The sequence below is a fragment of the Streptomyces bikiniensis genome (genome assembly GCF_000716625.1).
Classification (GTDB): Bacteria; Actinomycetota; Actinomycetes; order Streptomycetales; family Streptomycetaceae; genus Streptomyces; species Streptomyces bikiniensis.
On the sequence record NZ_JNXJ01000036.1, the window covers coordinates 1 to 16,282 of the forward strand.

Below are 16,282 nucleotides of genomic sequence, written 5' to 3' on the forward strand. Positions count from 1 at the left end.
GCCGGGGGGTGCGGGGCCGGGGGGCGCCCGGGCCCCTGGTGACCCGTCCCTTGGTGACCCGTCCCTTGGTGGCCCGTTCCTTGGTGGCCGGTCCCTTGGTGGCCCGTTCCTTGGTGCCCGGGTATGCCGCCGGGGCCGCCCGCGCCCCATCCCCGCGGGCTCTGCCCCGGGGAAACCGGTGCCGGCGGGTGCGGGGGCGTCGCAGGCGCGGCCGGGGGCCGGGCGGGAGTGCCGCCCGGGACGGCGGGGTGGACGCCGAGGCGGGAACCGGCGCCCGGTCCCGTGTCCGGCGCCGCTCCCGGGTAGGGACCGCCTCCCGGTCCGGCCGGCCGGCCGGCTTCTCCCGCCCCGGGAACGGGGCCGGGCGTCCCGCCCGACCGCTCGTGCGGTGGCAGCGGACCCCCCACTGCGTGCTGCATCCGGTGCCACTCCGTCTCGTACGCCTGTCGTCATCCGGGACCGGTCGTGTACCCGGACGGCGGAACGTTACCGCTCCCGGCCCCCGCAGGGGGAACGGCCGGGGGCGCTTTCGGGTGCCCGACCGGCCGGAACCCGTTCGGTCCCGGCCGGGGCCCCGCTCAGTCGGGTCGGTCGGGCAGTTCCTCGGCGAGCGCCCGCAGGGCCAGCCGGTAGGAGCCGATGCCGAACCCGGCGACCGTCCCGGTCGCCACGGCCGCGATCACCGAGGTGTGCCGGAACTCCTCGCGGGCGTACGGGTTCGAGATGTGCACCTCGATCAGCGGCGCGGTCCGCTGGGCGGCCGCGTCCCGCATCCCGTACGAGTAGTGCGTGAACGCCCCGGGATTGACGACCACCGGGACCGAGCCGTCCGCCGCCTCGTGGAGCCAGCGGATCATCTCGCCCTCGTCGTTGGTCTCCCGCACCTCGACGTCGAAGCCGAGCTCCGCGCCGAGGGTGCGGCAGGACTCGACGAGCCCCTTGTACGAGGTGGCGCCGTAGATGTCGGGCTCGCGGGAGCCGAGCCGGCCCAGGTTGGGGCCGTTGAGCACCAGTACCGGACGCGGCCCGCTCACGCCGACACCTCGCCGTACGCCGCGATCAGGACGGCCGGGTCGGGGCCCTCCAGGACGGTGGGCTTGGCGAGGCCGTCGAGCACGATGAACCGCAGCAGGTCGCCGCGGGACTTCTTGTCGACCTTCATGGTCTCCAGGAGCTTGGGCCACTGGTCGCCGCGGTAGGTGAGCGGCAGGCCGACGGACTCCAGGACCGCGCGGTGCCGGTCGGCGGTGGCGTCGTCCAGGCGCCCGGCGAGGCGGCCGAGTTCGGCGGCGAAGACCATGCCGACGGAGACGGCGGCGCCGTGGCGCCACTTGTAGCGCTCGTTCTTCTCGATGGCGTGGGCGAGGGTGTGGCCGTAGTTGAGGATCTCGCGGCGGCCGGACTCCTTGAGGTCGCCGGAGACGACCTCGGCCTTGACCTCGATCGAGCGGACGAGCAGCTCGGCGGTGTGCGGTCCGGCCGGGGTGCGGGCGGCCTGCGGGTCGGCCTCGATGAGGTCGAGGATCACCGGGTCGGCGATGAAGCCGGCCTTGATGATCTCCGCGAGGCCGCTGACGTAGTCGTGGACCGGGAGCGAGTCGAGGGCCGCGAGGTCGCAGAGGACCCCGGCGGGCGGGTGGAAGGCGCCGACGAGGTTCTTGCCCTCGGCGGTGTTGATGCCGGTCTTGCCGCCGACGGCCGCGTCGACCATCGCCAGGACGGTGGTGGGCACGGCGATCCAGCGCACGCCCCGCAGCCAGGTCGCGGCGACGAAGCCGGCCAGGTCGGTGGTGGCGCCGCCGCCGACGCCGACGACGACGTCGGTGCGGGTGAAGCCGGTCTGGCCCAGGGCCTTCCAGCAGTAGGCGGCGACCTCGGCGGTCTTGGCCTCCTCGGCGTTCGGCACCTGGATGGCGACCGCCTCGTAACCCTGCTCGGCGAGGTCGGCGCGCAGCGCCTCGCCGGTGTCGGCGAGCGCCTCCGGGTGGATCACGGCGACCCGCTTGGCCCGGTCGCCGATCAGGCCGGGCAGCTCGCCGAGGAGCTGCCGGCCGACCAGTACCTCGTACGGATCCGTGCCCGCGCTGCCGGCCACGTGGATGCGGGTCACGTCCTGGTCCGTCGTCATGCGTCCTTCTCGATTTCCAGTGCCGAGAGGACCGCGTCCGCGACCTCTTCGGGGGTGCGGTCGTCGGTGGCGACGACGACCCGGGCGACTTCGTTGTAGAGGTGCCGGCGCGCCTCCATCAGCTCGCGCCACTGGCGGCGCGGGTTGACGGCGAGCAGCGGCCGCGCGGTGTTGAGGCCGACGCGGCGGACCGCCTCCTCGACGTCCATGGAGAGGTACGCGACGGGCAGCCCGGCGAGCAGTTCGCGGGTGCCGGCGTCGAGGACCGCGCCGCCGCCGAGGGCGAGGACGCCCTCGTGCTCGGCGACGGCCCGGGCGACGGCGTCCCGCTCCAGGGCGCGGAAGTGCTCCTCGCCGTCCTCGACGAAGATGTCGGAGATCTCACGTCCCTCGGCGGCGACGATGTCGGCGTCGGTGTCCCGGTAGGGCGCGCCGAGCCGTTCGGCCAGGAGCGCGCCCACCGTGGACTTGCCGGATCCCATCGGTCCGACGAGGACGACCAGGGGTCCGCCGGTCACCGGATGTGCAGGTTGTCGAGGTACGAGCGCACGTTGCGCCGGGTCTCGGGGACGCTGTCGCCGCCGAACTTCTCCAGGACAGCGTCCGCGAGGACGAGCGCGACCATGGCCTCGGCGACGATGCCGGCGGCGGGGACGGCGCAGACGTCGGAGCGCTGGTGGTGGGCGGCGGCGGCCTCGCCGGTGGCGACGTCGACGGTGGCGAGGGCGCGCGGGACGGTCGCGATCGGCTTCATCGCGGCGCGGACGCGCAGCAGTTCGCCGGTGGTGAGGCCGCCCTCGGTGCCGCCGGAGCGGCCGGAGGAACGGCGGATGCCCTCGTCGGTCCTGACGATCTCGTCGTGGGCCTGGGAGCCGGGCACGCGGGCGAGCTCGAAGCCGTCGCCGACCTCGACGCCCTTGATGGCCTGGATGCCCATGAGGGCGGCGGCGAGCCGGGCGTCGAGGCGCCGGTCCCAGTGGACGTGCGAGCCGAGGCCGACGGGCACGCCGTACGCCAGGACCTCGACCACGCCACCGAGGGTGTCGCCGTCCTTGTGGGCCTGGTCGATCTCGGCGACCATCGCCTTCGACGCGTCGGCGTCGAGGCAGCGGACCGGATCGGCGTCGAGCTTCTCGACGTCGGCGGGGGTCGGGTGGACGCCGTACGGGGCCTTGGCGGCGGCCAGTTCGACCACGTGGGAGACGATCTCGATGCCCGCGGCCTCCTTGAGGAAGGAGCGGGCGACGGCGCCGAGGGCGACGCGGGCGGCGGTCTCGCGGGCGCTGGCGCGCTCCAGGATCGGCCGGGCCTCGTCGAAGCCGTACTTCTGCATGCCGGCGAGGTCGGCGTGGCCGGGGCGGGGCCGGGTCAGGGGCGCGTTGCGGCCCGTCTCCTTGAGCTCCGAGGGGTCGACCGGGTCGGCCGACATGACCTTCTCCCACTTGGGCCACTCGGTGTTGCCGACCATGACGGCGATCGGGGAGCCGAGGGAGAGACCGTGCCGGACGCCGCCGAGGAAGGTGATCTCGTCCTGCTCGAACTTCATGCGGGCGCCGCGTCCGTAGCCGAGGCGTCGCCGCGCGAGGTGGTCCGCCACCAGCTCCGTGGTGACCGGGACACCGGCGGGCAGACCCTCAAGGGTCGCGACCAGCGCGGGTCCGTGGGATTCGCCGGCCGTCAGCCAACGCAACCTGCTCAACGATGCTCCTCATGCTCGCGCCTGGCACTGCGACGGCGCGCCCGGGTGCGCGGCCCTGGCCCGCCACCCCCGATCCTCCCACGTCCGGAGCGCCCCTTTGGACTCCCGTCCAGCTATCGGACGGGCGTCTCGGGCTCCGGGACGGTTTCCTCGTCGTCCCGGCCGGTGGCGGACCTGTTCCGCAGCCAGGAGAGGAAGCCGTACACGACGGTCGAACCGCCGAGCCCGAGCACGGTGTACCGCACCCACGCGGGCAGATCGCTGAAGAACCCCACGTACAGAAAGCGCGCCACGTCGAAGGCCGTGTCCCACTTGGACGCCAGCAGCATGTCCCCGCCCATGTTCCCGTATCCCCCTGTTCGGCGCCGGCTGGTCCCCGGCGCCGACGGGAGCCTACCGGGCCGCCAGCGCCCGCTCCCCCGCCGCCCTCATGGCCGCGAGCGGCGCCTGCGGGACGCCCGTCATCCGCTCGACCTGGAGGACGGCCTGGTGGACGAGGAGGTCGAGGCCGCCGACGACCTTGCCGCCTCGCTCGGACCAGGCGGCGGCCAGCGGGGTCGGCCAGGGGTCGTAGAGGACGTCGAAGAGGGTGCCGACGCGGTCGGGGACGGCGGTGGCCAGGGCGTTCGTCGTACCGGCGGGGGTGGTGGCGATCACCAGCGGGGCCTCGAAGGCCTCCGCCGCGCGCTCCCAGTCGGCGGTCCGCACGTCCACGCCGAGCCGTTCGCCCCAGCCGCGCATCTCCTCCGCGCGGGCCTCGCTCCGTACGTACGCGGTGACGGGGCCCGCGCAGATGCGGGCGAGGGCGGCGAGCGCGGAGGAGGCGGTGGCGCCGGCACCGAGGACGGCGGCGGCCTCCACCTTCTCGACGCCGCGCTCGCGCAGGGCGGCGATCATGCCGGGGATGTCGGTGTTGTCGCCGACCCGGCGTCCGTCCTCGCCGAGGACGACGGTGTTGACGGCCTCCACGGACGCGGCCGTGTCGCTGACCTCGTCGAGCAGCGGGATGACCGCCCGCTTGAGCGGCATGGTCAGCGAGAGCCCGGCCCAGCTGCCGTCCAGTCCGCCCATGAACCCGGGCAGCGCCGCCTCGTCCACCTCGAAGCGCTCGTACGACCGGTCGCGGAGCCCGAGTTCGGCGTACGCGGCGCGGTGCAGGACCGGGGAGAGGGAGTGGGCGATGGGCGATCCCAGGACGGCCGCGCGGTACTGCCTGCTCACTGTCCCTGCTTCCGCTGCTTCTCGTACTCCGCCACGTTCCGGTTGTGCTCCTCGTTCGTCACGGAGAAGACGGTCTTGTCCTCGTTGATCGAGACGAAGTAGTACCACGGGCCGTCCGCGGGGCTGATCGCGGACTGGAGCGCTTCCATACCGGGGTTGCTGATGGGCCCGGGGACGAGGCCGGTCATCTTGTACGTGTTGTACGGGTCGTCGATCTTGCGCATCTCCTCGACCGTGCCGACGTCGAGGGTGCTCTGTCCCCTGAGGTAGTTCACCGTCGAGTCGAACTCCAGGCGGCCCACGGTCTCCGTGTTGCCGGGCTTGAGGCGGTTGTAGACGACGCGCGCGACCTTGTCGAAGTCGTGCTTGTACTTGCCCTCGACCTGCACGAGGCTCGCCACCGTCAGCAGTTCCCAGGGGTCCTTCAGGCCGACCGCCTTCGCCTTCGCGTCCAGGTCCAGCTTGCCGTACTCCTGGTTCGCGCGGGCCACCATCCTGCGCAGGGCCTCCTCGGGCTTGCTGCCCTTGGCGACCGGGTAGCTCGCCGGGAAGAGGAATCCTTCCAGCGGGTCCTTGATGTCGGGGTGCTTCTGGGCCCACGCGGGCAGGCCCAGGGAGTCCGCCTTGCTGAGCGCGATCTTCTCGGTGGTGCCGGGAGCGAGGCCGATGCGCTGGTCGAGCGTCTCGTAGACCCAGGCGTTCCGCTTGCCCTCGGGGATGATGAGCTTGGCCTGGCTCGCCGGGGTGAGCATCAGGGCGACCGCGCTCTCCGCCGACATCTCCTTCTTCAGCGTGTAGACGCCGTCCTGGATGGAGTTGCCGTCGGGGTTCCTCTGCTGTGCCGCGACGAAGGCGTCGACGCTCTTCACCACGCCGGCCTGTTTGAGGATGTTGCCGATCTGGGTCCCGAGGGACCCCTTCGGGATCTCGACCTGGACCTCGCCGGTGCCGCTTCCCGCGTAGTCCGGCACCTCGGCGAAGCGGCCCTGCCAGAACTGGTAGCCGAAGTAGCCGACTCCGCCGACGCCGCCGACCAGGACGACGGCGACGACCAGGCAGGCCACGCCGTTCTTGCCCTTGCGTTTCTTCTCCTTGCCGCGGCGGTCGCGGTCGTCGCCGCGGGAGCCCCGGCCGCGCGCCGGCTCCTCGTCGTCGTACGCGTCGTCGTCGCGGTCGTCCTCACCGGTGAAGAAGGGGTGGTTCTCCTCCTCCGGCTCCGGTCCGGGCTCCCGGCGGGCCTCCTCCTCCGGCGCCCAGTCGACCACCGGCTCCGGCGGGTCCTGCCGGTGGCCGGGGGGCCGGGGCGGCGGGTACGCCTCGGGCGTGCCGTACAGGTCCGGGCTCTGACCGCCGTACGGGTCGGCCGGGGGCGTGCCGTAGGCCATCGCCGCCTGGCCGGTCTCCCAGGTGCCGTCGTACTGCTGTCCGAGGTGCCCGGGCGTGTCGTAACCGCCCTGCTGTCCCGCTCCGTACTGCTGCTGGTGCTGCTGCTGCTGGTACTGGTCGTACGGTTGCTGCTGCTGGTACTGCGGCTGGTAGTGCTGCTGCTGGTACTGCGGATCGGCGTAGCCCTGCGACTGCTGCCGGTGCGGGTCGCCCCCGTACTCCTGGCCGCCCTGCCCGTACGGGTCCTGGTGGCCGTGGCCGCCCTGGTCGTACTGGCTCGCCTGCTGCGGATGCGGGTACTGCTGCCGGCCCTCCCACCCCTGGTCCCCGTAGAGCGGGTCCCCGGGGTGCCACGGTTCGGAGCCCGGGCTCCGGCCATACTCAGTCATCGATCCCCAAAACAGCCGCGAGGCTTCCGGACGATCCGCCTCTACGTAGTGCGGCAGCTGTTCGAACACCGCCGCATCGCGCGGAACGTTACCGTATCGCGATCAGATGACCACTTCGACGCCCTCGCCGGGAGGATTGCCCGATACCCGTTCGGACTCAAGAGCGTTCTGGAGGATGATCACGGCGGCCGCCTGGTCGATGACCGACCGCCCCTTCTTGGACTTCACCCCGGAGGCCCGCAGGCCCTGGGTGGCGGTGACCGTCGTCATCCGCTCGTCGACCAGCCGGACCGGCACCGGGGCGATGCCCTTGGCCATCTCGCGGGCGAAGGCGCGGACCTTGGTCGCGGCCGGGCCCTCCCGCCCGCTGAGCGAGCGGGGCAGGCCCACGACGACCTCGATCGGCTCGTACTCCTCGACGATCCGGCGGAGCCGCCGGTGGGCGGCCGGGACGTCGCGTCCCGGCACGGTCTCCACCGGCGTGGCGAGGACCCCGTCGGGGTCGCACGAGGCGACCCCGATCCGGGCGTCCCCGACGTCCACCGCGATACGGCGGCCGCGGCGCATCGTCACGCCGTCTCCACCACGAGGCGCTCGACGGCGGCGATGGCCTCGCCGACGGCCTCCGGGTTCTGGCCGCCGCCCTGGGCGACGTCCGGCTTGCCGCCGCCACCGCCGCCGAGGGTCTTGGCGGCCGTGCGGACCAGCTCGCCGGCCTTGAGACCGCGCTCGCGGGCGGCCTCGTTGGTGGCGATGACCGTCAGCGGCTTGCCGTTGACCGTGGTGAACAGGGCGACGACGGCCGGACGGCCACCGGAGATGCGGCCGCGCACGTCGAGGACCAGCTTGCGCAGGTCGTCGGCGGTGGTGCCGTCCGGGACCTGGCCGGTGACCAGGGCGACGCCGCGGATGTCGCGGGCGGAGTCGACCAGGCCGGCGGCGGCCTGGAGGACCTTCTCCGCGCGGAACTTCTCGATCTCCTTCTCGGCGTCCTTCAGCTTGCCGAGCATGGCGGAGACCTTCTCCGGCAGCTCCTCGGGACGGCCCTTGACCAGCTCCTGGAGCTGGGCGACGACCGTGTGCTCCTTGGCGAGGAAGTTGTACGCGTCGACGCCGACCAGGGCCTCGATGCGGCGCACGCCGGAGCCGATCGAGGACTCCCCGAGCAGCTTCACCAGGCCGAGCTGGGCGGTGTTGTGGACGTGGGTGCCGCCGCACAGCTCCTTGGAGAAGTCGCCGATGGTGACGACGCGGACCTGCTCGCCGTACTTCTCGCCGAACTCGGCGATGGCGCCCTGGCGCTTGGCCTCGTCGATCGGCATGACCTCGGCGTGGACCTCCAGCTCGCGCGAGAGGACCTCGTTGATCTTCTGCTCGACGTCGGTGAGGACGGCACCGGGGACGGCGTTCGGGGAGCCGAAGTCGAAGCGGAAGCGGCCGGGCTGGTTCTCGGAACCGGCCTGGGCGGCCGTCGGGCCGAGGGCGTCGCGCAGGGCCTGGTGGGTGAGGTGGGTGGCCGAGTGGGCGCGGGCGATGGCCCGGCGGCGGCGCACGTCGATGGCGGCGTAGGCGGTGGCGCCCACGGTCACCTCGCCGACCTGCACGGAACCCTTGTGCACGGAGACGCCCGGGACCGGCTGCTGCACGTCGCGGATGTCGATGACGGCGCCGCTGTGCAGCTTGATGCGGCCCTGGTCGGCGATCTGGCCGCCGCCCTCGGCGTAGAACGGGGTGCGGTCGAGGACGACCTCGACCTCGTCGCCCTCGGTGGCGGCCGGCGAGGGCACGCCGTTGACGAGGAGGCCGACGACCGTGGTCTCGCCCTCGGTGTTGGTGTAGCCGGTGAACTGCGTGGCGCCGCTGGTGTCGGCGATCTCCCGGTACGCGGTGACGTCGGCGTGGCCGGTCTTCTTGGCCTTGGCGTCGGCCTTGGCGCGGTCCCGCTGCTCCTTCATCAGGCGGCGGAAGCCGTCCTCGTCCACGGAGAGGCCCTGCTCGGCGGCCATCTCCAGGGTGAGGTCGATCGGGAAGCCCCAGGTGTCGTGGAGCAGGAACGCCTTGTCGCCGGAGAGGACCGTGCCGCCGGAGGCCTTGGTCTCGGTGACGGCGGTGTCGAGGATGTTGGTGCCGCCGCGGAGGGCCTTGAGGAAGGCGGCCTCCTCGGCGAGGGCGACGGTCTCGATGCGCTTGCGGTCGGTGACCAGCTCCGGGTACTGCTCGCCCATCGTGTCGATGACGGTGTCCACGAGGTCCTGGACGACCGGGCCGGTGGCGCCGAGCAGGCGCATGTTGCGGACGGCGCGGCGCATGATGCGGCGCAGCACGTAGCCGCGGCCCTCGTTGCCGGGGGTGACGCCGTCGCCGATGAGCATGACGGAGGTGCGCATGTGGTCGGCGACCACGCGGAGCGAGACGTCGCTCTCGTGGTTCGCGCCGTACCGGACGCCGGTCAGCTCGGTGGCCTTGTCGATGACGACCTTGAGGGTGTCCGTCTCGTACATGTTCTGGACGCCCTGGAGGATCATCGCCAGGCGCTCCAGGCCGAGGCCCGTGTCGATGTTCTTCGACGGCAGCTCGCCGAGGATCGGGAAGTCCTCCTTGCCGGAGCCCTCCCCGCGCTCGTACTGCATGAAGACGAGGTTCCAGATCTCTACGTACCGCTCGTCGTTGACGGCCGGGCCGCCCTCGACGCCGAACTCGGGGCCGCGGTCGTAGTTGATCTCGGAGCAGGGGCCGCAGGGGCCGGGGACGCCCATGGACCAGTAGTTGTCCTTCTTGCCGAGGCGCTGGATGCGCTCGGCGGGGACGCCGACGACGTCGCGCCAGATCTGCTCGGCCTCGTCGTCCTCCTGGTAGACGGTGATCCAGAGCTTCTCCGGCTCAAGGCCGTAGCCGCCGTGCTCGACCGGGGTGGTCAGCAGCTCCCAGGCGAGCTTGATGGCGCCTTCCTTGAAGTAGTCGCCGAAGGAGAAGTTGCCGCACATCTGGAAGAACGTGCCGTGGCGGGTGGTCTTGCCGACCTCTTCGATGTCGGGGGTGCGCACGCACTTCTGCACGCTGGAGGCGCGCGAGAAGGGCGGCTTGACCTCGCCCAGGAAGTAGGGCTTGAAGGGCACCATGCCGGCGGGGACGAGCAGCAGAGTCGGGTCGTCCGCGATGAGCGACGCCGAAGGGACGACGGTGTGCCCGCGCTCCTCGAAGAAGCTCAGCCAGCGGCGGCGGATTTCAGCCGACTCCATCAGTGGTCCTCATTCCGGTTGTACGAACGCGTGGGAAGGGTGAAGTGCGAAGGCGGGGTGGGACCGAGGGCGGTCCTGCGGCGGGGCTCCGGGAGCTCCCGGCCCGGTGCGGCGGCCGGATCGGCGGGGGCGTCGAGCCCGAGCGCCTCCCCCAGCTCGGCCTCCCGCTGGACCATGCCCGCCCTCACGTCGAGGGCGAAGTCCTTGAGCCGGTGACCGGTCTCGACCGCCTTGTTCGCGGCCTGGGCCGCGAGGCTCTCGGGGGTCAGCTGCTTCAGCTTCCGGTTGACCTTGCTGGTGGCCCACACGCCGGCGGCTGCGCCGGCCGTGAACCAGAACGTGCGGCGGAACATCTCGGGTCAGCCCTTCTGCTTCCGGCGCCGCATGGACGGCACGGTACGGCCGACGATCACGGTGCGGCGCGCGGAGGCGCCCGGCGCGCCCTCCCCGTCCCGGCTCCGGCCGAGCGCCCGGCGCACGCCGTAGCCGAAGGCGGCCACCTTGACGAGCGGGCCGCCGAACGTGGAGGCGACGGTGGTGGAGAGCGCGGAGGCGTTGGAGGTGACCTCCTGGACGTCCGAGGCGATGGCGTCGACCCGGTCGAGCTGGGTCTGCGCCGAACGCACGGTCGCGGAGGCCTCGGCGAGCAGGGGAACGGCCTGCTCCGTCACGTCCGCCACGAGCTTGGTGGTCGCCCTGAGCGTCTGCGCCAGTCTCGCCAGCGCCACGGCGAGGAAGGAGACGAGGATCGCCCAGAAGACGGCCACCAGGATCCCGGCAACCTCTCCACCGGTCACGCTGCACCGCTCTCTGCTGTCGTTGGGCCTTGTGAAAAGTCGTCCCCCGACCCTATCGCGCCCGGGCCGCCGCGCCGTACCGCATTACCGTGCGCGAGGTGCCGCTCACGGGATCCGGTTGTACGGAGTGCGCGCGGGTGAGTACGCTCCGTTTCCCATGCGACGGAGCAATCTCCCGGCGGAGCTGAACCGGTTCGTCGGACGGGCCGCCGAGCAGGCCGCACTGGCGGCACTCCTCGGGACGTCCCGCCTGGTCACGGTCGTGGGCGTGGGCGGGGTCGGCAAAACGCGGCTCGCACTGCGGGTGGCCGCGGGAGCGCAGAAACGCTACGGCGACGGGGTACGGCTCGCCGAGCTGGCGCCGCTGCGCGATCCGGACCTGGTGGCGCACGCCCTGGCCGAGGCGCTCGGCCTCACGGACCACACGCCGAGGCCGCCGCGCGAGGCCCTGGTGGAGCACCTCGCGGAGCGGCGCGTCCTGCTGGTGCTCGACGGTTTCGAGCACCTGGTGGAGAGCTGCGCCCCGCTGGTGCGGGAGCTGCTGGCGCACGCGCCGGGGCTCACGGTCCTGGCGGCCGGGCGCAGGCCCCTGCGGGTGGCGGGCGAGGCGGTGTTCCCGCTGGCGCCGATGGGCGAGGCGGACGCGGTGGCCCTGCTGGCGGAACGGGCGGCGGAGGCGGGCGCGCCGCTGCTGCCGGGGACGCCGGCGCGCGCAGGCGCCCTCGCACACCCCGGCGGTACGGGCGCCCTCGCGCACCCCGGCGGTACGGACGTCCTCGCGGACCCGGACGGCACGGGCGCGCTCCCGGGCCCGGCCCGTATGCCCTCCGAGGCGCCGAGCCCCTCCCGTACGTCCGTCGAAGTCCCTGAGGCAGTACGGGAGTTGTGCCGGCGGCTCGACGGGATTCCGCTCGCCCTCGAACTGGCCGCCGGGCGGCTGCCCCTGCTCTCCGCCGAGCAGATGCTGCACCGGCTCGACGACCGCTTCCGGCTCCTCGCGGACGGCGAGCGCGGGGTGCTCCCCCGCCACCGGGCGCTGCGGACGGCGATCGGCTGGAGCCACGAGCTGTGCACGCCGAGGGAGCGGCTGCTGTGGGCGCGCCTCTCGGTGTTCGCGGGCCCCTTCGACCTGGAGGCGGTGGAGTACGTGTGCGGGGGCCGCGAGCTGCCGCCGGAGCGGATCCTGGACCTGCTGGGCGGACTGCTCGCGCAGTCGCTCGTCTCGCGGGAGGACGCGCCCGCGGGCCCGGTCTACCGGATGCTGGGGACGGTCGCCGCGTACGGGGCGGAGTGGCTGGCGGCGCTCGGCGACACGGAGCGGATGCGGCGCCGGCACCGCGACTGGTACATGGGCCTGGCCACCTGGTGCGAGCTGGAGTGGTTCAGTCCGCGCCAGCGGGAGGTGGCGGCCCGCACGGACGTGGCGCTGCCCAATCTGCGGGCGGCCCTCGAACTGTGCCTGGAGCTCCCGGAGGACGCGCACCTCGCCCAGCACCTGGCGGGCACGCTCTGGTTCGCCTGGGCGGGCTGCGGGCGCCTCTCGGAGGGCCGGTACTGGCTGGACCGGGCGCTCGCGCTGGACTCCGGGCACCAGGAGGCGCGGCTGAAGGCGCTGTGGGTGCTCGGGTACGTGGCGATCCTCCAGGGGGACGGCACGGCGGCGGTGGCGGCGCTCCACGAGTGCGGGGAGCGGGCCGGGGCCTCGGGGAACGCGCTGGCGGAGGCGTACGCGACGCACCGGATGGGCTGCCTGGCGCTGCTCACGGACGACACGGCGCGCGCGGAGGAGCTGATCGGGCGGGCGCTCGACTCCTACCGGGAGCTGGGCGAGCTGAACAGCAACGTGCTGATGGGGCAGGTCGAGGTGGCGATGGCGCGGGCCTTCCGGGGCGACCTGGAGGGGGCGGCGGCCCTCTGCCGGGAGGTCCGGGAGGTCTGCGAGGAGCGCGGGGAGCTGTGGACGCGGGCGTACGCGCTCTACGTCCTGGCGTACGCGGCGTGGACCCGGGACGCGTACGAGGAGGCGCGGGAGCTGCTGACCGAGTGCCTCTCGATCAACCACGCCTTCCACGACCTGGTGGGGCTGGTCCTGGCGATCGAGCTGCTGGCGCTCGTGACGGCGGGCGAGGGGGACCCGGCGGAGGCGGCGGTGCTCCAGGGGGCGGCGGTGCCGGTGTGGGACGCGGTGGGCGTCCGGCTCTTCGGTTCGGCGTCGTTCGGCGGCCCCGGGAGGCTGTGCGAGGCGCGGGCGCGCGAGGCGCTGGGCGCGGAGGCGTACGAGGAGGCGTTCCGGGAGGGCCGGGGGCTCTCGCCGGACGCGGCGGTGGAGCGGGCGCTCGCCGGGCGCCGGGATCCGGCCGCGGGCGGTCCCGCGGCGCCGCGCCCGTTCCGTACGGGCCGGCCGGCGGGGGTCCCGGGAACGCGGAAGCCCGCCGGCTCCCCCACCGGAAAGGGCGGGGAAGCGGCGGGCTGAACACCGCGCGGGTGGTACCGCGCCCGCGTCAGCGGGCGTAGTACTCGACGACCAGCTGCTCGTCGCAGATGACCGGGATCTCCTTGCGGTTCGGGTCGCGGTCGAGGCGGAACGCCAGCGCCTTCAGGTTGACCTGGAGGTAGCGGGGGGTCTCGCCGTCGGCGGCGAAGCCACCCTCGCGGGCGACCTCGAACAGCGGCTTGGTGCGGCTGCGCTCGCGGACCATGACGACGTCGTCCGGACGGACGCGGAAGGACGGCTTGTCGACCTTCTGGCCGTTGACCTGGATGTGGCCGTGGACGACCATCTGGCGGGCCTGGTAGATGGTGCGGGCGATGCCCGAACGCAGGACCAGGGCGTCGAGGCGACGCTCGAGCTCGACGACCAGCGCCTCGCCCGTCTTGCCCTCGGCCTTCTTGGCGCGGTCGTAGGCGCGCGCCATCTGGCGCTCGCTGATGTCGTACTGGGCGCGCAGGCGCTGCTTCTCCAGCAGACGCACCTTGTAGTCCGAGTTCTGCTTGCGACCACGGCCGTGCTCGCCCGGCGGGTACGGGCGGGCCTCGAAGTACTTGACGGCCTTCGGCGTCAGCGCGATACCGAGCGCACGGGACTTCTTGACCTTGGGACGCGACTGGTTAGGCACGTTCTCCAGACCTCCGTTGTAGGTTAGGTTAGGCTCACCTTACTCAAGGAGATCGCATGTCTCGCCCGGGGAACACCACGCACATCACGGACGGCAACACAAAGAACGACGCCCAATCCATGGATGAAGCCCTGGATGGCATCGATACGACGGAGGTCCGATCAGCTCATGGTCAGCCGCGTCCCAGCGGACTTGAAATCGCACGGATGCCGTCAGCAGCCGAGCGCACACGAACTCTCGTACAGAGTACATGCTCCGGCGTCCTGCTGATTCCGGGCGCCGAGGGGCACCGGCCCGAGCAGCTCGCGCCCGAGGCGCGGGCCGTGGGCCCCGACGGTGAGATCTTCCTGCTCCACGCCGCCGACGCCCCGCCCGTGCGGGCCGCCACGCACGCCGTGGACGACGAGCTGCCGGTGGTCCTGGAGCTCACGGACGTGGCCCCGGTCTCCGTCCCTCACCGCATCCGGGGCCGCGCCTGGGTCTCCGGCTGGCTCACCTGCCTGCCGGGCGTCGCCGAGCAGGGCCGCATGATGCTGCGCCTGGAGGTCGGGGAGGCGCGCGTCGACGACCTGTGGGGCACCGCCGCGATCGACGCCGAGGAGTTCGCGGCCGCCTCGCCCGATCCGCTGCACGCGCACGAGACGGAGCTGCTCCAGCACCTGGCGGCGGCCCACGGCGACCGGCTCCGGGAACTGGCCTCGCTGCTCGGTGAGCGCTCGGCCGGCCTCGTCCCCACCCGGGACGTGGCCCCGCTCTCCCTCGACCGGTTCGGCCTGCGGGTCCGCTTCAGCGCGGGCCCGGGAGACTGCTTCGACGCCCGCTTCGACTTCCCCGAGCCGGTGCGGGAGGTCTCGGAGCTGCGCCGCGAGATGCACCGGCTCTTCGAAGCCGCCCGCGCCTGAGCGCGGCTACTGCCGCTCGTCGCCCTTCAGACGCGCCCGCGCCCACTCCACCACGTCCGCGTACCGCGCCTCCCCGCCGTGGCGGGTGGGCTCGTAGTACCGGCGGCCGTGGATCGCGTCGGGGGCGTACTGCTGGGCCGCGATGCCGCCCGGCACGTCGTGCGGGTACACGTACCCCTGCGCGTGGCCGAGCTTGGCCGCGCCCTTGTAGTGGCCGTCGCGCAGGTGCGCCGGGACCGGGCCCGCGAGGCCGCCGCGCACGTCCGCGAGGGCGGCGCCGATCGCGGTCGTCGCCGCGTTCGACTTCGGGGCCAGGGCCAGGGCGATGGTGGCGTGGCTCAGGGTCAGCGCCGCCTCCGGGAAGCCGATCATGGCGACGGCCTGGGCGGCGGCGACGGCGATCGGCAGGGCGTTCGGATCGGCGAGGCCGATGTCCTCGCTCGCGGAGATCATCAGGCGCCGCGCGATGAAGCGCGGGTCCTCCCCCGCCTCGATCATCCGCGCCAGGTAGTGCAGGGCCGCGTCCACGTCCGAGCCCCGGATCGACTTGATGAGCGCGCTGGCCACGTCGTAGTGCTGGTCGCCGTCCCGGTCGTACTTCACGGCCGCCCGGTCGACGGTCTCCTCGACCGTCCGGAGCGTGATCTCCGCCTCCTTCTTGGCGATGGCCGCTCCGGCGGCGGCCTCCAGGGCGGTCAGGGCGCGGCGGGCGTCCCCGCCGGCGACCCGGAGGAGGTGCGCCTCGGCGTCCTCCGGCAGGGTCACGGCCCCGCCGAGCCCGCGCTCCTCCGTGAGCGCCCGGGCGAGCAGCCCCTTCAGGTCCTCGTCGGTCAGCGGCTCCAGGGTGAGGAGCAGCGAGCGGGAGAGCAGCGGGGAGATCACGGAGAAGTAGGGGTTCTCGGTGGTGGCGGCGATCAGCGTCACCCAGCGGTTCTCGACGGCCGGCAGGAGGGAGTCCTGCTGGGCCTTGGAGAAGCGGTGGATCTCGTCCAGGAAGAGGACGGTCTCCTTGCCGTAGCCGCCGGCCGCGCGCCGGGCCCCGTCGATGACGGCCCGGACCTCCTTGACGCCCGCGGTGATCGCGGACAGCTCCACGAACCGCTTGTTCGTGGCCTTCGAGACGACGTACGCCAGGGTGGTCTTCCCGATGCCCGGCGGGCCCCAGAGGATCACGGAGGAGGCCCCGGCGGGGCCTCCGTCGCCGTCCCCCACGAGCCGGCGCAGCGGCGATCCGGGCTTGAGCAGGTGCCGCTGCCCCACCACCTCGTCGAGGGTGCGGGGGCGCATCCGGACGGCCAGCGGGCTGCTGGACGGGTCCTTCTCCTGGCGGTCTTCGGCGGCTGCGGTAAAGAGGTCGGGCTCCACGTCCACGAAGCCTAGGTCACGCCACCGACAATCCGGCCGG

At 73.1% G+C, this 16,282-nt stretch carries 15 protein-coding genes; 2 read left to right on the top strand and 13 right to left on the bottom strand.

Annotated features, from left to right (window positions below):
* Positions 1 to 578: 578 nt before the first annotated feature.
* The 11 genes from aroQ to OO47_RS25065 all read right to left on the bottom strand — a co-directional run bounded on the left by aroQ (position 579) and on the right by OO47_RS25065 (position 10,859).
* Positions 579 to 1,034, bottom strand: a complete 456-nt coding sequence (gene aroQ, locus OO47_RS25015; protein ID WP_030214952.1) for a type II 3-dehydroquinate dehydratase — start codon at positions 1,032 to 1,034, stop codon at positions 579 to 581.
* Positions 1,031 to 2,128, bottom strand: coding sequence for a 3-dehydroquinate synthase (gene aroB / locus OO47_RS25020; protein WP_030214949.1), 1,098 nt, complete (start codon positions 2,126 to 2,128; stop codon positions 1,031 to 1,033). The genes aroQ and aroB overlap by 4 nt, the downstream gene beginning before the upstream one ends.
* Positions 2,125 to 2,646 (bottom strand): shikimate kinase, encoded by a 522-nt coding sequence (locus OO47_RS25025; RefSeq protein ID WP_030214946.1) that lies wholly within the window; start codon positions 2,644 to 2,646, stop codon positions 2,125 to 2,127. Before OO47_RS25025 ends, aroB begins: the two co-directional genes overlap by 4 nt.
* On the bottom strand, positions 2,643 to 3,827 hold the full coding sequence (gene aroC, locus OO47_RS25030; protein ID WP_030214943.1) for a chorismate synthase: 1,185 nt from the start codon (positions 3,825 to 3,827) through the stop codon (positions 2,643 to 2,645). Before aroC ends, OO47_RS25025 begins: the two co-directional genes overlap by 4 nt.
* Before the next feature lie 113 nt (positions 3,828 to 3,940).
* Positions 3,941 to 4,168 carry a hypothetical protein gene (locus OO47_RS25035; RefSeq protein ID WP_030214940.1) on the bottom strand — a complete coding sequence of 76 codons (228 nt, stop codon included), beginning with the start codon at positions 4,166 to 4,168 and terminating at the stop codon, positions 3,941 to 3,943.
* Between the two features lie 52 nt (positions 4,169 to 4,220).
* Complete coding sequence (locus OO47_RS25040) at positions 4,221 to 5,048, bottom strand: shikimate dehydrogenase (RefSeq protein ID WP_030214939.1); 828 nt, start codon at positions 5,046 to 5,048, stop codon at positions 4,221 to 4,223.
* Positions 5,045 to 6,823: an endolytic transglycosylase MltG gene (mltG, locus tag OO47_RS25045; RefSeq protein ID WP_030214936.1), complete on the bottom strand. Its 1,779-nt coding sequence runs from the start codon at positions 6,821 to 6,823 to the stop codon at positions 5,045 to 5,047. The genes OO47_RS25040 and mltG overlap by 4 nt, the downstream gene beginning before the upstream one ends.
* Positions 6,824 to 6,925: 102 nt before the next feature.
* Positions 6,926 to 7,390, bottom strand: a complete 465-nt coding sequence (gene ruvX / locus OO47_RS25050; protein WP_030214933.1) for a Holliday junction resolvase RuvX — start codon at positions 7,388 to 7,390, stop codon at positions 6,926 to 6,928.
* Between the two features lie 2 nt (positions 7,391 to 7,392).
* Positions 7,393 to 10,062 carry an alanine--tRNA ligase gene (gene alaS, locus OO47_RS25055; protein ID WP_030214930.1) on the bottom strand — a complete coding sequence of 890 codons (2,670 nt, stop codon included), beginning with the start codon at positions 10,060 to 10,062 and terminating at the stop codon, positions 7,393 to 7,395.
* Complete coding sequence (locus tag OO47_RS25060; RefSeq protein ID WP_030214928.1) at positions 10,062 to 10,415, bottom strand: DUF6167 family protein; 354 nt, start codon at positions 10,413 to 10,415, stop codon at positions 10,062 to 10,064. Before OO47_RS25060 ends, alaS begins: the two co-directional genes overlap by 1 nt.
* Positions 10,416 to 10,421: 6 nt before the next feature.
* Positions 10,422 to 10,859: a DUF948 domain-containing protein gene (locus tag OO47_RS25065; protein ID WP_030214924.1), complete on the bottom strand. Its 438-nt coding sequence runs from the start codon at positions 10,857 to 10,859 to the stop codon at positions 10,422 to 10,424.
* A 157-nt stretch (positions 10,860 to 11,016) separates the two neighbouring features.
* Here OO47_RS25065 and OO47_RS25070 point away from each other — a divergent pair, with 157 nt between their 5' ends.
* Positions 11,017 to 13,332 carry an ATP-binding protein gene (locus OO47_RS25070; RefSeq protein WP_030214921.1) on the top strand — a complete coding sequence of 772 codons (2,316 nt, stop codon included), beginning with the start codon at positions 11,017 to 11,019 and terminating at the stop codon, positions 13,330 to 13,332.
* Between the two features lie 28 nt (positions 13,333 to 13,360).
* On the opposite strand, the gene rpsD is transcribed toward OO47_RS25070, so the two are convergent.
* Positions 13,361 to 13,975, bottom strand: coding sequence for a 30S ribosomal protein S4 (gene rpsD / locus OO47_RS25075; protein WP_030214918.1), 615 nt, complete (start codon positions 13,973 to 13,975; stop codon positions 13,361 to 13,363).
* Positions 13,976 to 14,181: 206 nt separating this feature from the next.
* Between rpsD and OO47_RS25080 the strand changes: the two genes are divergently transcribed.
* Positions 14,182 to 14,877 carry a DUF2470 domain-containing protein gene (locus OO47_RS25080; RefSeq protein WP_030214915.1) on the top strand — a complete coding sequence of 232 codons (696 nt, stop codon included), beginning with the start codon at positions 14,182 to 14,184 and terminating at the stop codon, positions 14,875 to 14,877.
* A 6-nt stretch (positions 14,878 to 14,883) separates the two neighbouring features.
* Here OO47_RS25080 and OO47_RS25085 read toward each other — a convergent pair whose 3' ends face one another.
* Positions 14,884 to 16,242 carry a replication-associated recombination protein A gene (locus OO47_RS25085; protein ID WP_030214914.1) on the bottom strand — a complete coding sequence of 453 codons (1,359 nt, stop codon included), beginning with the start codon at positions 16,240 to 16,242 and terminating at the stop codon, positions 14,884 to 14,886.
* Positions 16,243 to 16,282 lie beyond the last annotated feature (40 nt).